The organism is Bradyrhizobium sp. LTSP849, assembly GCF_000938255.1.
Classification (GTDB): Bacteria; Pseudomonadota; Alphaproteobacteria; order Rhizobiales; family Xanthobacteraceae; genus Bradyrhizobium.
This window is the reverse complement of record NZ_JYMR01000045.1, coordinates 205,467-227,196: the sequence shown is the minus strand read 5'-3', so window position 1 is coordinate 227,196 and position 21,730 is coordinate 205,467. Positions and strand designations below refer to the sequence as shown.

21 protein-coding genes are annotated in these 21,730 nt (G+C 63.6%); 7 read left to right on the top strand and 14 right to left on the bottom strand.

The window, feature by feature from the left end:
* The first annotated feature begins 45 nt into the window (after nucleotides 1-45).
* Both UB31_RS25440 and UB31_RS25435 read left to right on the top strand, forming a co-directional pair.
* Nucleotides 46-732, top strand: a complete 687-nt coding sequence (locus UB31_RS25440) for a response regulator transcription factor (protein ID WP_007598630.1) — start codon at nucleotides 46-48, stop codon at nucleotides 730-732.
* Between the two features lie 58 nt (nucleotides 733-790).
* Entirely contained in the window at nucleotides 791-1,234 is a 444-nt protein-coding gene (locus tag UB31_RS25435) for a cyclic nucleotide-binding domain-containing protein (protein WP_045004601.1), read from the top strand.
* A gap of 57 nt (nucleotides 1,235-1,291) precedes the next feature.
* Here the strand turns inward: UB31_RS25435 and xth are convergent, their stop codons facing one another.
* The 12 genes from xth to UB31_RS25375 form a co-directional block, all read right to left on the bottom strand.
* Nucleotides 1,292-2,107: an exodeoxyribonuclease III gene (gene xth / locus UB31_RS25430; RefSeq protein WP_045012847.1), complete on the bottom strand. Its 816-nt coding sequence runs from the start codon at nucleotides 2,105-2,107 to the stop codon at nucleotides 1,292-1,294.
* Nucleotides 2,108-2,248: 141 nt separating this feature from the next.
* A complete protein-coding gene (locus tag UB31_RS25425) occupies nucleotides 2,249-3,004 on the bottom strand; it encodes an outer membrane lipoprotein carrier protein LolA (protein ID WP_045005012.1) in 756 nt (251 codons plus the stop codon).
* Between the two features lie 151 nt (nucleotides 3,005-3,155).
* Nucleotides 3,156-5,630: a DNA translocase FtsK gene (locus UB31_RS25420; RefSeq protein ID WP_045012846.1), complete on the bottom strand. Its 2,475-nt coding sequence runs from the start codon at nucleotides 5,628-5,630 to the stop codon at nucleotides 3,156-3,158.
* A 9-nt stretch (nucleotides 5,631-5,639) separates the two neighbouring features.
* Nucleotides 5,640-6,854, bottom strand: a complete 1,215-nt coding sequence (locus UB31_RS25415; protein ID WP_045012845.1) for an aminotransferase class I/II-fold pyridoxal phosphate-dependent enzyme — start codon at nucleotides 6,852-6,854, stop codon at nucleotides 5,640-5,642.
* A 220-nt stretch (nucleotides 6,855-7,074) separates the two neighbouring features.
* Nucleotides 7,075-7,479, bottom strand: coding sequence for a GFA family protein (locus UB31_RS25410; protein WP_045004594.1), 405 nt, complete (start codon nucleotides 7,477-7,479; stop codon nucleotides 7,075-7,077).
* A 121-nt stretch (nucleotides 7,480-7,600) separates the two neighbouring features.
* Nucleotides 7,601-9,199 (bottom strand): caspase family protein, encoded by a 1,599-nt coding sequence (locus UB31_RS25405; RefSeq protein ID WP_045012989.1) that lies wholly within the window; start codon nucleotides 9,197-9,199, stop codon nucleotides 7,601-7,603.
* Between the two features lie 214 nt (nucleotides 9,200-9,413).
* Complete coding sequence (locus tag UB31_RS25400; protein WP_045004593.1) at nucleotides 9,414-10,862, bottom strand: ammonium transporter; 1,449 nt, start codon at nucleotides 10,860-10,862, stop codon at nucleotides 9,414-9,416.
* A gap of 38 nt (nucleotides 10,863-10,900) precedes the next feature.
* Nucleotides 10,901-11,239 carry a P-II family nitrogen regulator gene (locus UB31_RS25395; RefSeq protein ID WP_027525082.1) on the bottom strand — a complete coding sequence of 113 codons (339 nt, stop codon included), beginning with the start codon at nucleotides 11,237-11,239 and terminating at the stop codon, nucleotides 10,901-10,903.
* 447 nt (nucleotides 11,240-11,686) lie between these two features.
* The gene (locus UB31_RS25390; RefSeq protein WP_045012844.1) at nucleotides 11,687-12,289 is read right to left on the bottom strand and encodes an ATP-dependent Clp protease proteolytic subunit; all 603 of its coding nucleotides are present in this window, start codon (nucleotides 12,287-12,289) and stop codon (nucleotides 11,687-11,689) included.
* Between the two features lie 95 nt (nucleotides 12,290-12,384).
* Nucleotides 12,385-12,759, bottom strand: coding sequence for an SRPBCC family protein (locus tag UB31_RS25385; RefSeq protein ID WP_045012843.1), 375 nt, complete (start codon nucleotides 12,757-12,759; stop codon nucleotides 12,385-12,387).
* Entirely contained in the window at nucleotides 12,756-13,070 is a 315-nt protein-coding gene (locus UB31_RS25380; RefSeq protein ID WP_045004589.1) for an ArsR/SmtB family transcription factor, read from the bottom strand. Before UB31_RS25380 ends, UB31_RS25385 begins: the two co-directional genes overlap by 4 nt.
* 71 nt (nucleotides 13,071-13,141) lie before the next feature.
* Entirely contained in the window at nucleotides 13,142-13,480 is a 339-nt protein-coding gene (locus UB31_RS25375) for a P-II family nitrogen regulator (RefSeq protein WP_045004588.1), read from the bottom strand.
* A 234-nt stretch (nucleotides 13,481-13,714) separates the two neighbouring features.
* On the opposite strand from UB31_RS25375, the gene UB31_RS25370 reads away from it, so the two are divergent.
* Nucleotides 13,715-14,614: a DUF4339 domain-containing protein gene (locus tag UB31_RS25370; RefSeq protein ID WP_045012842.1), complete on the top strand. Its 900-nt coding sequence runs from the start codon at nucleotides 13,715-13,717 to the stop codon at nucleotides 14,612-14,614.
* A gap of 73 nt (nucleotides 14,615-14,687) precedes the next feature.
* Here UB31_RS25370 and UB31_RS25365 read toward each other — a convergent pair whose 3' ends face one another.
* A complete protein-coding gene (locus tag UB31_RS25365; protein ID WP_245306057.1) occupies nucleotides 14,688-15,653 on the bottom strand; it encodes an IclR family transcriptional regulator in 966 nt (321 codons plus the stop codon).
* On the opposite strand from UB31_RS25365, the gene UB31_RS25360 reads away from it, so the two are divergent.
* From UB31_RS25360 to UB31_RS25345, 4 genes are read left to right on the top strand one after another with little or no spacing between them, the layout of a single operon-like run.
* On the top strand, nucleotides 15,652-17,214 hold the full coding sequence (locus UB31_RS25360) for an acetate--CoA ligase (protein WP_045012987.1): 1,563 nt from the start codon (nucleotides 15,652-15,654) through the stop codon (nucleotides 17,212-17,214). The genes UB31_RS25365 and UB31_RS25360 overlap by 2 nt on opposite strands.
* Nucleotides 17,215-17,230: 16 nt before the next feature.
* Nucleotides 17,231-18,370 carry an FAS1-like dehydratase domain-containing protein gene (locus UB31_RS25355; protein WP_045012841.1) on the top strand — a complete coding sequence of 380 codons (1,140 nt, stop codon included), beginning with the start codon at nucleotides 17,231-17,233 and terminating at the stop codon, nucleotides 18,368-18,370.
* 24 nt (nucleotides 18,371-18,394) lie between these two features.
* On the top strand, nucleotides 18,395-19,618 hold the full coding sequence (locus tag UB31_RS25350) for a CaiB/BaiF CoA transferase family protein (protein WP_045012840.1): 1,224 nt from the start codon (nucleotides 18,395-18,397) through the stop codon (nucleotides 19,616-19,618).
* A 53-nt stretch (nucleotides 19,619-19,671) separates the two neighbouring features.
* Nucleotides 19,672-20,634, top strand: a complete 963-nt coding sequence (locus tag UB31_RS25345) for a Bug family tripartite tricarboxylate transporter substrate binding protein (protein ID WP_045004577.1) — start codon at nucleotides 19,672-19,674, stop codon at nucleotides 20,632-20,634.
* Nucleotides 20,635-20,731: 97 nt separating this feature from the next.
* Here UB31_RS25345 and tesB read toward each other — a convergent pair whose 3' ends face one another.
* The gene (tesB, locus tag UB31_RS25340; RefSeq protein ID WP_045012839.1) at nucleotides 20,732-21,595 is read right to left on the bottom strand and encodes an acyl-CoA thioesterase II; all 864 of its coding nucleotides are present in this window, start codon (nucleotides 21,593-21,595) and stop codon (nucleotides 20,732-20,734) included.
* Nucleotides 21,596-21,730: the final 135 nt, after the last annotated feature.

The following is a 21,730-nucleotide window of genomic DNA, read 5'->3' as shown; positions in this document are numbered from 1 at the left end:
CGGCATGAATGCGCGCCGAGCCGGACCCCAAAAGGATGACCCCCTATGGCCAATGCCCGCAAGATCCTGATCGTGGACGACGATACCGATCTGCGCGACACGTTGGTGGAGCAATTATCGCTACACGAAGAATTTGAAGCCTCTGCCGTCGATACCGGCGCCAAGGGCGCGAGCGCGGCCAAGGCCAATGCCCCCGATCTCGTCCTGATGGACGTCGGCCTCCCCGACACCGACGGCCGCGAGGTGGTCCGTTCCTTACGCAAGGGCGGCTTCAAGGCGCCGATCATCATGCTCACCGGGCATGACACCGATTCCGATACGATTTTGGGCCTGGAATCAGGCGCCAACGACTATGTCGCAAAGCCCTTCCGCTTTGCCGTGCTGCTGGCCCGCATCCGCGCCCAGCTTCGCCAGCACGAGGCCAGCGAGGATGCGGTGTTCTCGGTCGGGCCCTACAGCTTCCGTCCCGGCTCCAAGATGCTGACCGCTGCCAACGCCCGCAAGGTGCGGCTGACGGAAAAGGAGACCGCGATCCTGCGCTTCCTTTACCGGGCCGGCCAGATGCCGGTGTCGCGCGAGACCCTGCTCCAGGAGGTCTGGGGCTACAATTCCGGCGTCACCACCCACACGCTGGAAACCCACATCTACCGCCTCCGCCAGAAGATCGAGAAGGATGCCGCCAACCCGGAAATCCTGGTGACGGAAGCCGGTGGCTACAAGCTGGTGCCGTGATACGCTTCGGGGGCATGCGAATCGTTTTAGATCGCGTGCCCTTGAGCCTCGGATCTGAATGTCAATCGACGACGACGTAGCGCTTCTCGAGCGTGTCCCGACACTGCGCCTGTTGGGAGAAGCCTCGTTGCGCATGCTGGCGATCGGCTCCGAGCAACGTGATTTCGTCCGCGGCGACGTCCTGTTCAATCTCGGTGATGACGCCGATGCCGGCTTCGTGGTCCAGCGCGGCGCCTTTCGCGTCGATGACGGTGCCGGCGCCGAGATGATCGCCGGCCCCGGCACGCTGATCGGCGAGCTCGCGCTGGTGGTGCCGATGAAGCGGCCGTCGGGCGCGATCGCGCTGGAGCATTCTTCCGTCATCCGCGTCGCGCGCAGCCTGTTTCAGCGTGTGCTGGAGAGCGACCCTGCCGCTGCGCTGCGCCTGCGCGATGAATTCGCGATTCGCTCCAGCCAAATCGCCAGCGATATTCTGATGGCGGGTGCGAAGCTGAGCACCTAGGTCTCTCGCTCGTCATTCCGGGGCGCGACGAAGTCGTGAGCCCGGAATGACAAGAGGCTAAACCTCCAGCGTCACCGTCACCGGCACGTGGTCCGACGGCCGCTCCCAGCTTCGTGCATCGCGCAAAATCTTGAAATCGCTGACGGCGTCTTTCAGCGCGCGCGAGACCCAGATGTGGTCGAGCCTGCGGCCGCGATCGCCGACGGTCCAGTCGGCGGAGCGGTAGCTCCACCACGTGTAGACCTTTTCCGACATCGGGATGCGCTCGCGTGCGACGTCGACCCATTCGCCGGCGCTGAGCGCGGCTTGTAGCTTCTCGGTTTCGATCGGCGTGTGCGAGACCACCTTCAGAAGCTGCTTGTGCGACCACACGTCGTTCTCGTGCGGCGCGACGTTGAGATCGCCGACCAGGATGTGGCGGTCCTCGCCGCGCGGATGCAGCGGCTCGCACGCTTTCATCTCGTCGAGGAAGCGAAGCTTGTGGTCGAACTTTTCGTTGAGCGCGGGATCGGGAATGTCGCCGCCGGCGGGGACATAGAAATTATGCAGCACCAGCGGCTTTGCGATGTTGGCTTTTTCACCAAAGGACACGGAAATGTGGCGCGAATCCACCTTGTCGCAGAAGGTGCGGATGTCCTTCGACTCGAACGGAATCCTCGAGACGATGGCAACGCCGTGATAGCCCTTCTGCCCGTTCAGCGCGACGTGCTCATAGCCGAGCCGCTTGAAGCGCTTCAGTGGAAAGGCGTCGTCGATGCACTTGGTCTCCTGGAGACACAGCACGTCCGGCCGCGCGCTCTTGAGAAACTTCGCGACCAGATCGATGCGCAGCCGCACCGAATTGATGTTCCAGGTTGTCAGGGAAAAACGCATGAGGCATGCGTCTTAGCAAGCTCTCGTAGGGTGATCCAGCCGTAGGGTGGGCAAAGCGAAGCGTGCCCACCACTTCTTGTTCAATCGCGGAGAGATGGTGGGCACGGCGCTTTGCGCCTTTGCCGACCCTACGCACCGCGCCTATCCCGGCGACGGGCCGTAATTGGTAAAATCGATCTTGAACATGCCGGGATCGAGCTTCTTGCCAGCATCCAGATTATACACCGCGATCGTGGTGTCGTAGCCCTGCGGGTCGGTGACGGTCCATTGCTTCAGCTGGCCGTCCTTGGCGCCGATCATGAGCATGAGGCGGCTGGTGCCGACCAGGGCCTGCTTCTCCTCGATCGTCACGCTGACGAAGACGTCGTCGGCGGTGACGTTGACGACGTTGGTGTCTTTCATCAGATCGATGCGGTCCGAGAGCAGGAAACGCAGCGGCGTCTGCGACAGCGGATAGACGTCCTGCGTGGCGAGCTTGCGGTCGCGCACCACGACCGACGATCCGTCGGCGACGATGTCGATCGGGCTCGGCGGATCATATTCGAAGCGCACCTTGCCCGGCTTCTGGATGTAGAAATCGCCCTGCGTCTTGCTGCCGTCGGGGCCGACCTGGACGAAGTTTCCGACCAGTGTCGACAGCGACGACAGGTAGGCGCTGACCTTGGCCGCCTGCGCCTTCTGGTTGGCATCGAAGGTCTGGAAGATGCTGCTCGGCACGTTGCGGCGCGGATCGGGAATGACTGGATTCGGCGGCGCCTGTGTTGCGCCCGTAATCGACGGTCCCCCCGAGGGCGGAGCATTGTCGCGGGCCTTCGGCGCCGGCTTTGGCACGGGCACGGTCTGCGCGAACGACGCTGCGGTCACCATCGCGGCGGTGACGAGAAGCACGCCGGCCACGCGCGCGCTACGCGCAGCGATGGAGGCAGCGAATCGAATGTCCGGATGTCTGATCAACGCGTCGTCCTGTGTGGCTGGGCGTCGTTTTAGCGTGATTTCGGGTAAAAGCGGAGATCGTTTTTGCGTGAAAAGGTCATTTCGAGGCAGCGCCTCACATATGGCTGTCTTCTTCCTCGACCAGAATCTCGCGCTTGCCGGCGTGGTTGGCGGGTCCGACAATGCCTTCCAGTTCCATACGCTCCATCAGCGATGCGGCGCGATTATAGCCGATCTGGAGGCGGCGCTGGATGTAGCTGGTGGAAGCCTTGCGGTCGCGTTTGACGATGGCAACGGCCTGCGAGAACAAATCGCCGCCGCCGTCCGCGCCCATGGCGGACGCGTCGAACACCGCGCCGTCCTCGTCCTCGGTGGGCTCTTCCGCTGTGACCGCCTCGAGATATTCCGGCTGGCCCTGCGTCTTGAGGTGACGCACCACCTTCTCGACTTCCTCATCCGATGCAAAGGGACCGTGCACGCGGCTGATGCGGCCGCCGCCGGCCATATAGAGCATGTCGCCCTGGCCGAGCAGCTGCTCGGCGCCCATCTCGCCCAAAATGGTACGGCTGTCGATCTTTGAGGTGACCTGGAAGGCGATGCGGGTCGGGAAGTTCGCCTTGATGGTGCCGGTGATGACGTCGACCGACGGACGCTGCGTGGCGAGGATCACGTGCAGGCCGGCGGCGCGCGCCATCTGCGCCAGGCGCTGCACTGCGCCTTCGATGTCCTTGCCGGCGACCATCATCAGGTCGGCCATTTCGTCGACGATGATGACGATGTAGGGCAGCGGCTCCAGCGAGAGCTTCTCTTCCTCGTAGATCGCCTTGCCGGTTTCCTTGTCGAAGCCGGTGTGCACCGTGCGCGTCGGCTCTTCGCCCTTGGCCTTCACTTCGAGCAGGCGCGCATTGTAGCCGTCGATGTTGCGCACACCGAGCTTGGCCATGTTCTTGTAGCGCTCTTCCATCTCGCGCACGGCCCATTTCAGCGCGACCACCGCCTTCTTCGGATCGGTCACGACGGGCGTGAGCAGATGGGGAATGCCGTCATAGACGGAGAGTTCGAGCATCTTCGGATCGACCATGATCAACCGGCACTGATCGGGACGCAGCCGGTAGACCAGGCTGAGGATCATGGTGTTGATCGCGACCGACTTGCCGGAGCCGGTGGTACCGGCGATCAGCATGTGCGGCGTGCGGGCGAGATCGATGATGACGGGATCGCCGCCGATGGTCTTGCCGAGGCAGAGCGGCAGTTTTGCCACCGTCTCGACAGTCTCCTTGGCGACCAGCAGCTCGCGCAGATAGACCTTTTCACGATGCGCGTTCGGCAGCTCGATGCCGATCGCGTTGCGGCCGGGCACGACGGCGACGCGCGCCGACAGCGCGCTCATCGAGCGGGCGATGTCGTCGGAGAGGCCGATCACGCGCGACGATTTGATGCCGGGCGCCGGCTCCAGCTCGTACAGCGTGACGACGGGACCCGGATGGGCCTTCACGATCTCGCCGCGCACGCCGAAGTCCTGCAGCACGCCTTCGAGCGAGCGCGAATTGGCTTCCAGCTCGGCCTTGCTGAGCGGCTGGCGATCGCCGGCCTTGGGCGCGGCCAGCACGGACACGGACGGAAGCTCGAACTTGTCGGAGGATTTCTTGGAAGCCGCCTTCGGCGCGGCCTTCTTGCGCGGTGCGCGCGCGGCAGGCTGCTCCTCTTCCTCGTCTTCGCCTTCTTCCTCGCCGTGCTCGTCGTCGTAGTCCTCGTCTTCGGACTGCGGCGAGATCGAAGGCGCGGCACGGCCTCCGAGATTGGGTTCCTGGCGGCTGAAAGAAACGGCCTTGGCCTTCGGTCCGCTCGAGACCAGCGAGCGATAGGCGGTGCCGAGCAGCCAGATCAGCCGCGCCTTGGTGCTCATCAGCGCGTGGAACAGCCAACCCAGCGAGACCGAGCCGCGGTCGCTCTCCTCGTCTTCATCAAGCGGCTTGTCGTCGTCTTCGATCTCCGCGAGATCTTCGTCATGTTCGCGTGCGCCAAGACCGCAGGAGATCAGGAAGGTCGCGGCGAGCGCGACGAACAGAATGATGCCGAGCACCATGCGATAGATCGCGCCGGGCGGCCCGAAGATCACCGCGGGCGCGCGCACCAGCGCATCGCCGACCACGCCGCCGAGCCCGGTTGGCAGCGGCCAGGCGCCGCCGTGCGGCCAGCAGCTCACGAAGCCCGCCGCGATCACCGTGCAGAGAATCCAGCAGCCGAGCCGCAAGGCCTCGCGGTCGAACGGGCGGTGGGTCATCATGCGCCAGCCCCACACCGCGACCGTCAGGATCAGCATGATCGCGCCGAGCCCGAGGATCTGCATCGCGAGATCGGCGCCGATTGCGCCGGCATAGCCGAGAATGTTGCGGATCGGCCGTGAGGTCGCGTGGCTGAGGCTCGGGTCCTGCACCGACCAGGTCATCAGCGCGGCGGAAGCTGTGCCCGACAAGATGATCAGGCCGAAGCCGGTGAGCTCGCGCACGCGCCGGCTCAGCGCCTCGCGGATCGATGGCGGCAGATGGCCGACCAGGGGAATGACACGTTCGATTGCCGACATGCTCACGGGCCCCGCCTAACCCAGAGTCTCGACCAGCCGGTGCAGCGCCTGCGCCGTGGTCTCACCATCCTGCACCAATGCCAGACGAATATAGCCCGCACCGGGATTGAAGCCGTCGGGCTGGAGCCGCGCCAAAAAGCTGCCGGGCACCACGCGCACGCCGGCTTCCGTGAAGAGTTTCAGACACACCGATACGTCGTCGCCGATCTCGGACGTATTGAGCCAGACGCAGAAGCCGGCGTCGGGCCGGCGATAGCCGTAGCGATTGCCGATGATCTGGTCGGCGAGATCGAACTTGATCCGGTAAAGCCTGCGGTTCTCTTCGACATGCGCTTCGTCGCCATAGGCAACGGTCGCGACATGCTGGAGCGGAACTGGCACCTGGGGCGCCGCGATGTTGCGCTGCTCGAGGAACATGCCGATGAACTTCTTGTCGCCAGCGGCGAAGCCGACACGCAGGCCCGGCAAGTTGGAGCGCTTCGACAGCGACTGGAACGCAACCACGCGGGTGAAGTCGGGGCCGGCGCATTCCAGCGCACTGCCCGGCGCTTCGCGGGTGTAGATCTCGGAATAGCACTCGTCGCTCAGGATCACGAAGTTGTAGCGATCGGCGAGGCTCTTCAGGCGCGTGAAATAATCGCGCGACGCGACGGAGCCCTGCGGATTGGCAGGCGAGGCCAGATAGAACGCCACCGTGCGCGCCAGCGTCGCTTCGTCGATGGCGTCGAGATCGGGCAGGAAGCCGTTCTCGACCGTGGTTGGCAGATAGACCGGTTCGCAGGCCGCGGCGCGGGCGCCGGCGCCATAGACCGGATAGAACGGGTTAGGCATCAGGATGGCGGGCTTGCCGGGGCGCGGGCCGACATAGCGTGCGGCCGTGATCGCGGCCAGGAACAGCCCCTCGCGGCTGCCATTGAGGACGAGAATCTCGCTTTTGGGGTCGAGCGGTCGCGGCAGCTTGAAGCGCGACGACAGCCAGGCGCCCGCTGCTTTGCGGAATGGCTCGGTGCCCTGATTCATCGGGTAACGGCCGAAATCGGCGATGTGCTTGGCCAGCACCGGCCCGACGAAGTCAGGCACCGGATGCTGCGGCTCGCCGACCGCGAGCGAAATCAAGGGCTTGCCGGGCTGATGCGGCGCCAACAGCTCGTTCAGCCGGACGAAGGGCGAGCGTTCGGTATCGGAGCTTCCACCTTCCAGCGGCGCACGGGATGAAGCGGTCATTGCCATTCTGGGCGCCAGCACTCTTGGAACAGCCGGTCGCACCAAGGCGCCGGCGGGAAACGGTTCAGTTCACCATAGATAGGGCGAGGTTAAGACGCGATTAACCATCGACCGGCGGGCCCGTCCAGAGCGGAATAATTAGGCCGGATAACAACGGGATGGCGGCGGCGGTTCTCACCTCTCCCGCTTGCTTGCGGGAGAGGGAGTGCACCGCTCGATCCGACCTTCAATGCGCCGGCAGCTTCTCGAATGTTGCCATACCTGACGGGATCGAATGGAACTCCTGCTTGTCGCAGGTGTAGATCGCCATCTGCGGATGGAACTGCTTGGGCTCGTCCAGCGTGCCGACCTTCACGATCGTCGCCGGCAGTCCCGGAACCTTCGTCACCAGATGGGTGCCGCACTCGGCGCAGAATTCCCGCGTGACGGCGCGCGCGAGGTCCTTGCGCGTGAACTGCTTGGGATGTCCGGTGATGTAGGTGAAGCCCGCCGCCGGCATCGCGATGAACGTGTTGGGCGCTCCGCCCGAGATGTACTGGCACTCGCGGCAGTGACACTGGGCCTGCATCATTGGATCGCCTTCGGCCACGTAGCGCACTTCACCGCAATAGCATCCGCCTTCCAAACGCATGACGACCTCCCGGTTTGTTGTTCGTTGTGGTCGATATTTCTGCGCCGGTGACCTGGAATGGCAATCTTTTTCTTCTGTCCAAGCGGACAAAAGAGGTCGCCTGGCGATCGTCCTGCGGACACTATCTCTTGGCAAGCCCGCAGCCGTTAAATCCTCGGCCGCGCCAGCACCCGCTGCTCATGCACTCTGCTTCCAGCCGCGGGCAAGCGGTCGAGGCGCAATCCGGACGGCCGCCGCGACTGACACAAGCTACGGCGCACCTGCCTCGCATCGCTGAGCAGCTCAGCCCGCTTCCGGTCTGCCGAGGTTGCCCACCGTCGCGCTGTTCGGGCGCGACCACGGCTGACTTGTCGTCGCGCTTGGTGGCGCGCTTCGGATCGGCTTGGCCCGGATTTGCCCCCGGGCTCTGCGGCGCTAGCTTCGACAGTTCCATCCGGCATGGCCGCGCAGTTTCGGTACGAACGCCGGTCCCGCTCGAATCCTTCAACGCGAGGGCGATCTTGTACTGATAGGAGCTGCCGGCGAGCCGACGCAGCGGGTCGTTCTCGCCAATAACGCCTTTGACAGTGATGCTGGCGCTGCCGTCGGTCTCGATCTTTCCATCATAGATGGTCGAACCGGGTTTGCCCTCGTCGCCAAAGGCGGCTTGAAGCACCCCGTCCTTGATGCGCAGGGCGTATTGGTAATAGCCCTCCGCAAACGGAGGTCTGCTCTCGCAGGTTTCCTTGCCGATCCAGGTTCCGTCGAAGGCGGTGGTGCGCTTCACGTCGTCTGCGGGTTTTGTCAGCGCGGCGATGCGGGATTTTGCGAGATCCACGAACGTACAGGTCGGGAATCGTACGAGGTGGTCCTTGAATGCGGCAAGCGTGCCAAGCGCTTCCGCGCTTCGCCAATGATCTCCGGCATCGGCACAAGGATCGGCCTGAGGCGCTGCTGGGGATAGCGCCGCCGTCTCTGGCTTGCCGTTCAGATAGAACTCGCCGAAGAACGACAGTGAAAGCTCGGGGACCTGCGAGCCTTTGGTCCGCTGGTAGACGCCGGCGCTGATGATCTGAAACACCGTATTGATATTGTCCCTGTCACGAATGTGCTCGAGGAACGCGCTGGTATAGGGGCTGTTGCGGCCGTTGCCGTCGTCGGCCGTGCGCCCGGCCTGGGTCGCATAGGAGATGATGGTGCCTTCCGGGCTCTCCATCTTGGCGAGGCCGCGTGCGACGGTTACGCCGCGACCCTGTCCAACGTTCCGCCGCAGCTCGTCGGCAAACGGGTTGTCGCGGCAGGCATCGAGCACGAGAATCCGCAGGTTCTTTGCCTGTTGCAGGTCAGCGAGAATCTCGTCAGCGCGCACCAGGCGCCGCAGATCGACCTCGTCGCGGACGACGGCATCGACCGGCACCAGATAGTTCACGCCGGCGAACTGGAGGGCGTGTCCACTATAGTAAAACAAGGCAACGTCGGCGCCGCGGGCTTCACGCGCAAAGCGAAGCACGGTCTCCTGCATGGTTGCCTGATCGAGATCGATCGCGATGAGAGGATCGAAACCCGATCGCTTCAGGGCCGCACCGACATCGACCGCATCATTGGTCGGATTGGCGAGTGTGGGAACGTTCCTGTAGGCGCCGTTGCCGATCACCAGTGCGACGCGCTTATCAGCCTTGGCGTCGGGGGCCGACAAGGCCAGCGAAAGAAGACACAGGGCCAGGCAATGCAACAAACGCATAAAATGGCGCTCCAAGGAGAGCATCATACTCGCCGGTGTCGCGACAATGCAATTTGGCTCTGCGCCGGTCCCGCGGCCGCGGCTGCCCGCCGGGCAAAAAGAAAGGGGCTCCAACTTGCGCTGGAGCCCCTCAACGGTCGGGGCATTGCCGGGTATGTGCCCAAACCGTAGTTGTGGGTGCGATCCCCGAGGGGATCGCGCCCCGGGAGGACAGCTACATGTTGTAGGCGCGCTCGGTGTGCTCGGTGATGTCGAGACCTTCACGCTCGGTCTCGACATTGGCGCGGAGGCCAACGATCACATCGACGACCTTGTAGAGGATCGCCGAACCGATGCCCGACCACACCAGCGTGGTGCAGACCGCCTCGATCTGGGAGATCATCTGCGCCGCGAAGTCGTAATCGGCAACCTTGGGCGGGATCGCGGTGTAGTCGATGATGCCCGCGCCACCGAGAGCCGGGTTGACCAGGATGCCGGTGCCGAGGGCGCCGACAATGCCGCCGACGCAGTGCACGCCGAACACGTCGAGGGAGTCATCGTAGCCGAGCGCGTTCTTCACGACGGTGCAGAAGAACAGGCAGACCACGCCGACCACGAGACCGAGGACGATCGCACCCATCACGCCGGAGAAGCCGGCGGCAGGCGTGACGGCCACGAGGCCCGCGACAGCGCCGGAGATGACGCCGAGCACCGACGGATGACCCTTCACGATCCACTCCGCGAACATCCACGACAGCGCGGCGGCTGCGGTGGCGACGAAGGAGTTGGTCATGGCGAGGGCTGCGCCGCCGTTGGCTTCGAGGTTGGAGCCGGCGTTGAAGCCGAACCAGCCGACCCAGAGCAGCGAGGCGCCGATCATCGACATGGTCAGCGAGTGCGGAGCCATCAGCTCCTTGCCGTAGCCGGTGCGCTTGCCGATCAGCAGAGCGCCGACGAGACCTGCAATGCCGGCGTTGATGTGCACCACGGTGCCGCCAGCGAAGTCGATCGCGCCCTTCTTGAAGATCCAGCCGGCGTCGGCATTGATCTCGTCGAGCTTGGCCTGAGCCGCGGTCTTTGCCGCTCCATCAGCCGCAGCAGCAAGCGCCTTGGCTGCATCCTGGATCGCGTCCGGGCCGGGCCAGTACCAGACCATGTGTGCGATCGGGAAGTAGATCAGGGTCACCCAGAGCGGGATGAACAGGGCGACCGCCGAGAACTTCATGCGCTCGGCGAAGGCGCCGACGATGAGGGCGGGCGTGATGGCCGCGAAGGTCATCTGGAAGCACACATAGACGAGCTCCGAGATGTTGGCGTCGACGCTGAAGGTCGCGGCCTTCGAGTCGGTGGTGACGCCCATCATGAAGGCCTTGGAGAAGCCGCCGATGAAGTCGGAGCCGCCGGTGAAGGCGAGGCTGTAGCCGTACACGGCCCAGATCACGGTGACGACGCAGACGGTGTAGAACACCTGCATCAGGACCGAGAGCATGTTCTTGGAACGAACGAGGCCGCCGTAGAACAGCGCGAGACCCGGGATCGTCATCAACAGCACGAGCACTGTCGATGTCAGCATCCAGGCGTTATCTCCCTTGTTGACCGTTGGCTCGGCATAGGCTGCGGTCGCAGCGAACAGGCCGACTGCGAGAGCCGCCAATCCCGCGCCATAGGGACGCTTAAACGTCATTTCATTTACTCCTGATTGGATTTTGGTTGAGCGCGAAATCAAAGGGCCGCGGCGTCGGCTTCGCCGGTGCGGATGCGAACCGCATGGTCGAGGCTGATGACGAAGATCTTGCCGTCGCCGATCTGTCCGGTTTTCGCAGCGGACGTGATGGCGTCGATGGTCTTGTCGACCTGGTCGGAGGCGACAGCCACTTCGATCTTGATCTTGGGCAGGAAGCTCACGGCATATTCAGCGCCGCGATAGATTTCCGTATGGCCTTTCTGACGGCCATATCCCTTGACTTCCGTCACCGTGAGACCGTGAACGCCAATGGCGGTCAGGGCGTCACGGACTTCTTCCAGCTTGAATGGCTTGATAATCGCCATAACAATTTTCATGGGTCCTATCCCCGCTTGGGCCCGGTCCGGACGTGGCCGGGCGTTTCTCGACTGGTTCGCCACGAGGGAGAAGTTCACTACGCGGGCACAGCCACGACCTCTAGAATCAAATGCCGTGCCAGATCGGGCGCGTTGCCTAACGGACTATGAAGACGGGTGTTTTCGCGTTTGGCGGGTATTGCGCTGCAGTGCGCTATTACGTCGCGCTCAATACGTGACCATATCTGATTAAAATAAAGGCAAGACAGGCTGCCGACACAATGTTGCTCACGCGTCGGGCAGCTGAAAGGTATCTAATTATAGGTGAAGCTTACGGAAGTGCTTCGCCGTGAGGCGAAATATCGAGCCCGTCGCGTTCGTGCTCATGCGATACGCGTAAAAGACCGGCCGCTTGGACAGGACGAGGCTTGCCGGACGGATATCCGGCTGAACGCCACTGTCAGCCCGTCACGCGGCGTCGCGCTCCACAAAGACCCGGTCGATCAATCCCCATTCGACCCCTTGCTGCGCGGTCATGAAGTGGTCGCGGTCCAGGGTCCGTTCCACCTCCTCCTCACGGCGCCCGCAATGCTGGGCATAGAGCCGGGTGATGCGCCGCTTGGTTTCCTGCATTTCGGTGGCGTGGATCAGGATGTCGGAGGCCTGTCCCTGGAAGCCGCCGAGTGGCTGATGCACGTGAAGGCTTGCATTGGGCAGGGCGGCGCGGTGACCGGGTTCGCCGGCCATCAGCAGGAACGAGCCCATGGAGCGTGCGGTGCCCATGCACAGCGTATGAACCGGCGCCTTGATGAACTGCATGGTGTCGTACATCGCCAGTCCAGAGGTGACCACGCCGCCATAGGAATTGATGTAGAGATTGATCGGTCTGTTCGGATTCTCCGCCTCCAGGAACAGCAGCTGCGCGCAGATCAGTCCGGACATCGCATCATTGACCTCGCCGTTGAGGAAGATGATGCGCTCGCGCAGGAGCCGCGAGTAGATGTCGAAGGATCGTTCGCCGCGGGCGGATTGTTCGACGACCATAGGGACGAGCTGAAGCATGTCGCGCATCGGCGACCTCCATGTCTGCGGATGATGAAGTCTGTTTGCCGCTACTTGAGCATGATCTTTTCGGAAAACCGCTTCACACTTTTCCGGATCATGCTCTAGGCCGCCGCGCGCATCAGGCAGCAATTGCTGTTGGCCGCCTGCGGCAGCTTCGCGCGATCGTCGCAGGCTTGCTGGATGATGCGGAAGCGCGTGCCGCCGTCCTCGTTCGGTTCAATCCGGAAGATGACGTGGCTCTCGCGAAACGGCGGCTCTGAATCACGAAGCCGATAGCGCACCTCTTCGCCCGCGATCGATGATTCCGGCTCGGCGCCCGCAAGGTCACGATCCGGCAGCCAGCGTTCGCGCAGCGCCGGAATGGTCACGGCGCGCCAGACCTTTGCCGGCGGCGCATCGAGATCATATTCGAGCACCAAGTCTGTTTCGGGCACCAAGTCTGCGTCGGAGGGATCGGGTTTCACGGCATCGCTCATTGATCCATATCCTTCAAGAGATCGGCGAGTGCTTCCATGCGCTTCGGCCAGTAGGCGCGGTAGCGCGCAAGCCATGCCCCGATGGCCACGATTCCGTCCGGGTCGACTTCGTAGTTCACAAAGCGGCCCTGCCGCTGTTCGCGCACCAGGCCTGCCGCGCGCAGCACCGCGAGATGCTGCGACATCGCCGGTTGGCTGATCTCCAATCCGTCGCGCAGAGTGCTGGCATTCAGGCTTCCGCCTGCGAGCTTCTCAAAGACCTTTCGGCGCGTGGGGTCGGCCAGCGCCTTGAAGATGTCGGCTTCGATCATGACAACACATAAGCATACACTTATGTGTCGCGCAAGCCCGAATGAGGTAGTCGGTCGCGTGCTCTTCGCGACTAGAGTGCGTCGCTATCGGTTTCGCCGGTGCGGATGCGCAGGGCGTGGTCGATCGGCGTGACGAAGATCTTGCCGTCGCCGATCTGCCCGGTGCGCGCCGACGCGGTGATCACGGCTACCGCCTTCTCGGCGATGTCGGAGGCGACCGCGATCTCGATCCGCAGCTTGGGCAGAAAGTTCACGACATATTCGGCGCCGCGATAGATCTCGGTGTGGCCCTTCTGCCGGCCGTAGCCCTTCACCTCGGTCACGGTCATGCCGTGGACGCCGATCGCCGTGAGCGCCTGACGGACCTCATCGAGCTTGAAGGGTTTGATGATCGCGACGACGAGTTTCATGGTCAGGCCTATTCCCCGAGATGCGCCGCGCCGCATGTCCCCGGCGCCGGGTCAATCTGGCATCTTTCCGGGCAAATGGCATAAGAAACTTGCAGATTGAAGTGGAAAAACGCGTGCGCTTGTGAACCGCCGCCTCTGTACAGGGCAGCCGTTCATCCTTCACAATGCATTTTTGGCACGGATGCGGTGAACCCGCGCCTGCCGAACGGTACATAAGTATTTTGGGGGCGCGTCATGGCGAGTTGGTTCTACGCATCCGAGGGCAAGCAGCAAGGGCCCTATCCGGAAGGGCAATTCCGCGATCTCATCGCGCAGGGCGTCGTGCGCCCCGATACGCTGGTCTGGTCCGAGGGCATGGCGGGCTGGCAGAAGGCGGCTGAAATTCCCGGCCTCGTCGGAGGCGGCGGCGCGCCGCCGATGGTCCCCGCGGGCGGTCCGCCGATGATGGGCGCCGGCGGTTATGCCGGTGCTGGCTATACCGGAGCCGGTGGCGGAGGATCGCTGTCAGTCGATTTCGGCATCCTCGAGTTCACCTGGCGCAGCATCGTGATGCTGATCGGCATGTGCTTCATCATCCCGGTGCCCTGGGTGTTTGTCTGGTACACGAAATGGATCGTGTCCTGCGTCAAGGTTCCGGGGCGGCCGAACCTCAGCTTCACCGGCAATGCGATGACGCTGGTGCCCTGGTATTTTGGCTTCGTCGTTTTGGCGATCGCTATCGCACTCTTCGGCAGCGCGTCGCTGAACAATGTGATCTTTATCGTCCAGGTCGTTCTCTACTGGCTCCTGCTCAAATGGATGGTCGCTAATCTCGCCTCCAACGAGCAGCCGCTCGGCCTCAGCTTCACCGGCTCGGTGTGGGCCTATATCGGCTGGAACCTGCTGTTCGCGATCTCCATCATCACCATCGTCGGCTGGGCCTGGGTCGCCGCGGCCCAGATCCGCTGGATGTGCCGCAACATCCAGGGCACACGACGCGACATCATCTTCAGGGGTAGCGGCCTCGGGATTCTCTGGCGCGGAATCGTGGCTGCGATCCTGTCTGGCTTCATCATCCCGATCCCGTGGGTGTATCGCTGGATAATGAACTGGTTCGCGTCGCAGACCGAGCTCGCTCCGCGCGGGTCGCTCTAAGCTTGATCTGGAAAGCCTCAAGCGCGATAAATCGCGCTTGAGGCAATCAGGCCTTCCGCTCGCGCACGATCTATCAGGCGTGAATCGACAGCTGTGCGGCGATCGCTTCAGCGACGGCGCGCATATCGCGCGCCAGCGCCAGCGCGGTTGCGCGATCGAGCTGACTGCCGAGGCCGACGGCCGCGACAGTGTGCGAGATCGTCCCCCTCGCGTTCAGGACGGGCACGGCGACGATCGTCACGCCAGCAATGTAATTGCCGCGATCGATGCTGAAACCCTGCTTGCGCACCTGATCGACCTCCTTGCGCCAGGCCTCAAAGGTCGGCGCGTTGTGCCAGCGCAGAAGACGAAAACGCTTCTCGATTTCCTTCTCCGGCTGGCCGCTGAAGGCGGCGACGCAACGGCCGGTGGCGCTGATCAACGCCGGAAAACGGCTCCCGATATCGACATGAAGCCGCACCGGTGCCTGGCTGCGGGCCAGTGCTACGACGATCATGTTGTCCAGATTCGGGACCTCGACGCCGATCGCCATGACGCCGTAGCGGCCTGAAATCTCCTCGAGCTTCGGTCGCATCAGGCTGGGAAAGTCGGCGTGCTCGAGCACCGCGCGCGCCAGCGGCAGCATGCCGACGCCGAGGCTGTAGCGTTTGGTGTGCGGATCGACTTGCAGCAGATCTTCCGCCAGCAGCGCGCGCACGATGTGCAACGCAGTGCTCGGCACCAGGTCGAGAGTCTCCGCAATCGCCTTGAGACCCTGCGGCGTGGGGCTGCGGCTGAGCATGCGGAGGATGGCGACGGCGCGCGTGACCGCGGGCACGGCGCGGACACGGGGTGATCTGGGATTCGGCATGATTGTATCGGTACAACAGCGGCCGGGGTGCAACAACACCATCTCGTCACGACCGCGCCAGTACAGCTTTTGATCCTCCTTGGCGCGCCGCACGCACAGTGAGGCCCCTCGCGATCTGTATTCAATTGTATATATACAATCGATAGTGCTATTTGACAATTGGCGCGTCGTCGGTATCTTGCCGGCCATGAGCACGCTGACCGACCACACGAGCTACGCGGACGCGCAGGCCAATTTCTCTCCGGAGAAACTCTGGGAGTTGTTCGAGGGCAATCGCGCGCGCCTGAACATCGCGCATGAATGTATCGACCGGCATGCCGGTCGCTCCAACCCGGCGGTGATCGTCGTTCGCTCGGAAGGGCCGGACGAGGTGCTGGGCTTCGGCGAGCTCGCGGAAGCTTCCGCGCGCTTCGCGCATTATCTGGTGAGCCGCGGGATCAAGCCCGGCGATCGCGTCGCGGTCATGCTCGAGCCCTCGCGCGCCTTCTACGTGGCGGTGTTCGGGACCATGAAGGCCGGCGCCGTCGCGGTGCCGCTGTTCACGCTGTTCGGACCCGACGGCGTCAAGCTGCGCGTCGACGACTGCAAGCCGCGGCTGATCGTGACCAACGCGGAGAAGGCGCCGCTTCTCGCCGGGATCGGCACCGAAATCGTGGTCGCCGATGACGCCTTCCTGAGCGAGCTGCAACATTTTGCGCCGCACTTCACGCCGGATACCGCGGCCGACGCGATGGCGCTGTTTCAATATACGTCGGGCACGACGCGCGAATTGCCCGAAGCGGTCAAGCACACGCATCGTTCGATCGTCACGCTGATGGTGGCAGCGCTGTACGGCACCGGTCTGCGTCCGGGCGACCGCTTCATTTGTCCGTCATCGCCGGCATGGGGACATGGGCTTTGGCACGGCACGCTGGCGCCGCTGGCGCTCGGCATCACCATCGGGGCCTATGCCGGCAAGTTCAATCCGGAGCGTCTGCTGGCCGCGCTCGGGCGCTATCAGTTCAACAACATCTCCGCGGCGGCCACTCATTATCGCATGCTGCGGAATTCGGGCGCCGCGCCGCGCTACCGCTATGCGCTGGAGAAATTGTCGTTCACCGGTGAACCCATCGACAGCGAGACGGCAGCCTTCGTCAACGAAACCTTCGGCCGTCAGGTGTGCAGCATGTACGGCACCACCGAGATCGGTGTGATCCTGGTGAGCTATCCCGGCGCGTCCGATTTCGTCGTCAAGCCGGGATCGCTGGGCAAGCCGATCCCCGGCGGGCGCGTCGAAGTGCAGGACGCCGACGGGCGGCCGTGTGCGCCCGGCGTCACCGGCGAGCTGAAGGTCTGGCGCCGTGGCGAGTGGATCGCAACCAAGGATCTCGGGCGCATCGACGAGGACGGGCATTTTTATCATGGCGGCCGGGCCGATGACGTCATCATCTCCGCCGGCTGGACCATGAGCGCCGTCGAGATCGAGGACGCGATCCTGAAGCATCCGCAGGTGCGGGAGGCCGCGGCCATTGGCGTCCCTGATTCCCTGCGTGGGCAGGTGGTGAAGGCCTTCGTGGTCACCGACAGACCCGGCGATACGTCGTTCGAGCACGAGATCCAGAACCTCGTGCGCCAGCGCCTCAGCCACCATGAGTATCCCCGTCTCGTCAGCTTCGTCACGGAGTTGCCCAAGACGCCTGCCGGCAAGGTCAACCGCAAGGTGCTGCGCGATCGGGAGCAGGCCGTCAAACAATCAGAAACGACGAGTTAGAGGAAAGGAACGCCACATGCTGGACACGACCGAAACCAGGTTTCCGAAGATCACCGAAGAGGGCCTCGACGATCTGCGCAAGCGCATCGGCGTCTCGATCGGCGTAACCGCCGAGCCCTGGTGCTACGAGGCAACGCGCGACAACATCCGTCACTACGCGCACGGCATCGGCGACGACAACCCGCTCTGGTGCGATCCCGAATACGCCGCCAAGACCAGCTATGGCGGCCTCATCGCGCTTCCGAGCTTCCTCTTCAGCACCAGCCGCATCGTGTCGGGCTATGTCGGCGGCCTGCCCGGCGTCCACGCCATGTGGTCGGGCGCCGACTGGACCTGGCACAAGGCTATCCGGCGCAACGACGTCATTTCGACCGAGGCAAAGTTGAAGGACCTCGTCGAGCATCAGACGCGGTTCGCCGGCCGCGCGATCCAGCAGACCTATCACGTCGATTTCTTCAACCAGCAGGGCGACCTCGTCGCCGAAGCGGATAGCTGGTGCTTCCGGACCGAGCGCGACCACGCGCGCGAGCAGGGTACCAAATACAGCGAGGTCAAGGCCCGTCCGCAGCGCCGCTACAGCGAGCAGGAACTGGCTGCGGCCTACAAGCACTATGCTGACGAGAGGATTCAGGGCTCGCGTCCGCGCTACTGGCAGGACGTCACCGAAGGCGAGGCACTGCCGGTGATGCTGAAGGGGCCGATGACGGTTACCGGATTCATCGCTTATGCCCAGGGCTGGGGCGGTCTCTACATCCGCGCCAACAAGCTCGCCTGGAAACTGCAGGACGCCCATCGCGGCCTCGGCATTCCGAACCGTTTCAATATTCCCGATTGTCCCGAGCGCGTGCACTGGGAAGAGGAGTTCGCGCTCGAGGTCGGCGCGCCCGGCGCCTATGATTACGGCCCCGAGCGCTGCTCCTGGCTGACCCATCACCTCACCAACTGGATGGGCGATGATGGTTTCCTGCGCCGTGCGACCTGCAAGATCCGCCGGCACAATCCCGAGGGCGACATCCTGTTCATCAAGGGCAAGGTGAAGCGCAAATTCGTCGAGAACGGCCGTCACCTCGTCGAGATCGAACAGGAAGCGCGCAACCAGGACGATGAACTCTCGGTGCTCGGAACCGGCATCGTGGAACTGCCTAGCCGCACCTGACGACAACCAACTGGGCCTATCAGCATGCCCGCATCTGATCTCACGCGCGGAGCGGTGACCGGCCTCAAGGTCGTCGATCTCTCGCGCGTGCTGGCGGGCCCGTTGTGTACGCAGATGCTGGCCGATCATGGCGCTGACGTCGTCAAGATCGAGCCGCCATCGGGCGATGAGACGCGCGGCCTCGGGCCGCCCTTCGATGCGGCAGGACAAGCGGCGTATTTCGGCGCCGTCAATCGCGGCAAGCGGGGTATGGCGCTCGACCTGTCGCGCGCGGAGGGGCGCGCGGTGCTCGAAGCCCTGTTGAAAGATGCCGACGTGCTGGTGGAGAATTTCCTGCCTGGCACCATGGAGCGCTGGGGGCTCGGATACGAGGCCGATTTGTCCGAACGCTTTCCGCGATTGATCTATTGCGCCATCTCCGGCTTCGGCGCCGACGGGCCGCTCGGCGGCCTGCCCGGCTACGATGCAGTGCTCCAGGCCATGTGCGGCTTGATGAGCATCAACGGGACGCAGGACTCAGGCGCCACGCGCGTCGGCGTTCCCATCGTCGATTACGTCACCGGCTATAACGCGCTCACGGGCGTCTTGCTCGCGCTCGCGGCGCGCGAACGGACCGGACGCGGGCAGCGCGTCGAGGTGACGTTGTTCGACACCGCGCTGGCCCTTCTCGTGCCACACGCGGCGAACTGGATTTGCTCAGGGACTGTGCCCGGCCGGCTCGGCAGCGCCCATCCCAACATCGCGCCTTACGACAAGTTCGCGGCGGCTGACGGCGAGATTTTTCTCGGCATCCTCAATGACGGCCAATTTCGCCGCTTCTGCCAGAAGGTGAAACGCGGCGACTTGCTCGATGATCCGCGCTTTCGGACCAACGCCGACCGGCTCAGTCACGTTGCAGCGCTTCGCACTGAGCTCGAGCGCACGCTGGCCGGCTTCAAGTCGGAGGCGCTTTGCCGCGACCTGATGCAGGCCGGCGTTCCCGCAGGCGTCGTCAACACCGTGCCGCAGGCGTTCGCGCAAGCCCACGTCGTCCACCGCGACATGCTGGTCGAAAGCGAGGGCCATCGCGCACCCGGCATTCCCGTGAAGCTCGCGCAGACGCCCGGCAGCACCACGCGACGGCCGCCTCGCTTTGGCGAGCATGCCCGCGAAATCCTGGCGGACGCCGGTTTCGACGAAGCGACGATCGACGGCCTGATCGAAGCCGGCGTCGTCACGCCGCCAGGGAAGGGCACCGCGCAACGATAAGAAGGCTACCAACAAGAAGACGATCAAAAGAATCATAATCGGAGGAAACGAGCATGCTGAAATCCGTGAGATGGGCCGCCGGATGGCTGGCCCTGTTATGGAGTTGCGCAAGCCTTGCGCAAACCTATCCGACCCGGCCGGTCAGGATCATCGTTCCCTATCAGGCGGGCCAGGGCACCGACGTCGTGGCGCGATACCTGGCCGACCATTTGTCGCGGACGCTGGGTCAGCGCTTCTATGTCGAAAACAAGCCCGGTGCCGGCGGCAATATCGGTGCCGAGCAGGCGGCGCATTCGGACCCCGACGGCTATACGCTCCTGATGGGCACCAACGCCACCCAGACCATGAACGAGTTCATGTATCCCTCGCTGGGCTTCGCGCCGGACAAGGATTTTGCCCCGATCATCCTGGTGGGCAAGCTGCCGCTGGTGATCTCGGCCAGTCCGTCGTTTGCCGGAAACAATGTGGCTGATCTGATCGCCGCGGCGAAAGCGAAGCCCGACAGGATCGACATCGCCCTGCCGAGCACGACGGCGCGTGTCATCTTCGAGTTTCTCAAGGAGAAGACCGGCGCGCCGATGTTCGGCGTTCCCTACAAGGGATCGGCGACGGCGATGACCGACGTGCTCGGCGGACAGGTGCCACTGCTCATCGATACGGTCACGGCACTGCGCACGCAGATCGACGACGGCAAGTTGAAGGCGCTGGGCATCACCGTGCTGAAGCCGAGCGAACTTCTGCCGGGCGTAAAACCCATCGCCGAGCAGGGCGTGCCTGATTTCGAGATGGCAGGATGGAACGCTTTTTACGCGCCGCGCGACACGCCACAAGCCGTCATCGAGCTTCTGAACGGCGAGTTCGCCAAGGCGCTGGCCCTGCCCGAGACGAGGAAGCGGCTCCAGGAGCTGGGATTCGATCCGGCCGGCGGAACGCCGGCGGACCTCGCCCGATTCGAGGCGCAAGAGCGGCTCAAATGGGGGCCGGTGATCAAGTCGACAGGTTTACAGGGCGGCTAAAGCATGATCCGGAAAAGTGCGCAGCGGTTTTCCGGAAAGATCATGCTCCAACAACAACCTAAAGCGCGATGACGATTCATCCCAATCTCATCGCGCTTTAGGTGCGACGCTCGCGCACCGAGCCTTCCTGCGCCACTGAGGCCACCAGCGTGCCGTCCGGCTTGAAGATGAGGCCGCGACTCAAGCCGCGGCCGCCTTGCGCGCTCGGCGAATCCTGCGCGTAAAGCAGCCATTCGTCGGCGCGGAACGGGCGGTGGAACCACATCGCGTGATCGAGGCTCGCCGGCATCATGCGCTTGTCGAACAGCGTGCGGCCGTAGCGCGCCATGATCGCATCGAGCAGCGAGAAGTCCGACGCGTAGGCGAGTGCGCACAGATGCAACGCGGGATCGTCGGGGAGCTTTGCGGCCGTGCGAATCCAGATATTGATGCGGCCGTCGTCGACCTTCTGACCGAAATAGCGGCCGATCTCGACGGGACGCAATTCGATCGGACGATCCATTTCATAGTAGCGGCGGATGAACTCCGGCATCTCCTTGAACTGCGGCTGTTTTGCAACCTCCTCCGCGGTCAGCTTTTCCGGCGGCGGCACGTCCGGCATCTTGTCCTGGTGATCGAACGCGCTCGCCTCCTCGGCATGGAACGACACCATGATCGAGAAGATCGCATTGCCGTGCTGGATCGCGGTGACGCGGCGGGTCGAGTAGCTCTTGCCGTCACGCAGCCGCTCGACCTGGTAGATGATCGGAATCTGCGGATCGCCCGGCAGGATGAAATAGCAATGCAGCGAGTGCGGCAGCCGGCCCTCGACGGTGCGGCAGGCCGCAACCATCGCCTGCCCGATCACCTGGCCGCCAAAGACCCGCTGCCAGTCCGTCTTCGGGCTGTTGCCGCGGAACAAATTCACCTCGAGCTGTTCGAGGTCGAGGATCGAGATCAGGTCGAACAGGCTTCTGGACATGGACTGAACTTTCTTGCCGTCATTCCGGGCGGGATGCTCTGGAATGACACAATAGGCAGTTCTTGGGGGCCGTTCCGCCCTTGTTTCACCGCACTGTTTCGCCCACCTCAAGTCTGCTAGCAAGACCAAGAGTTG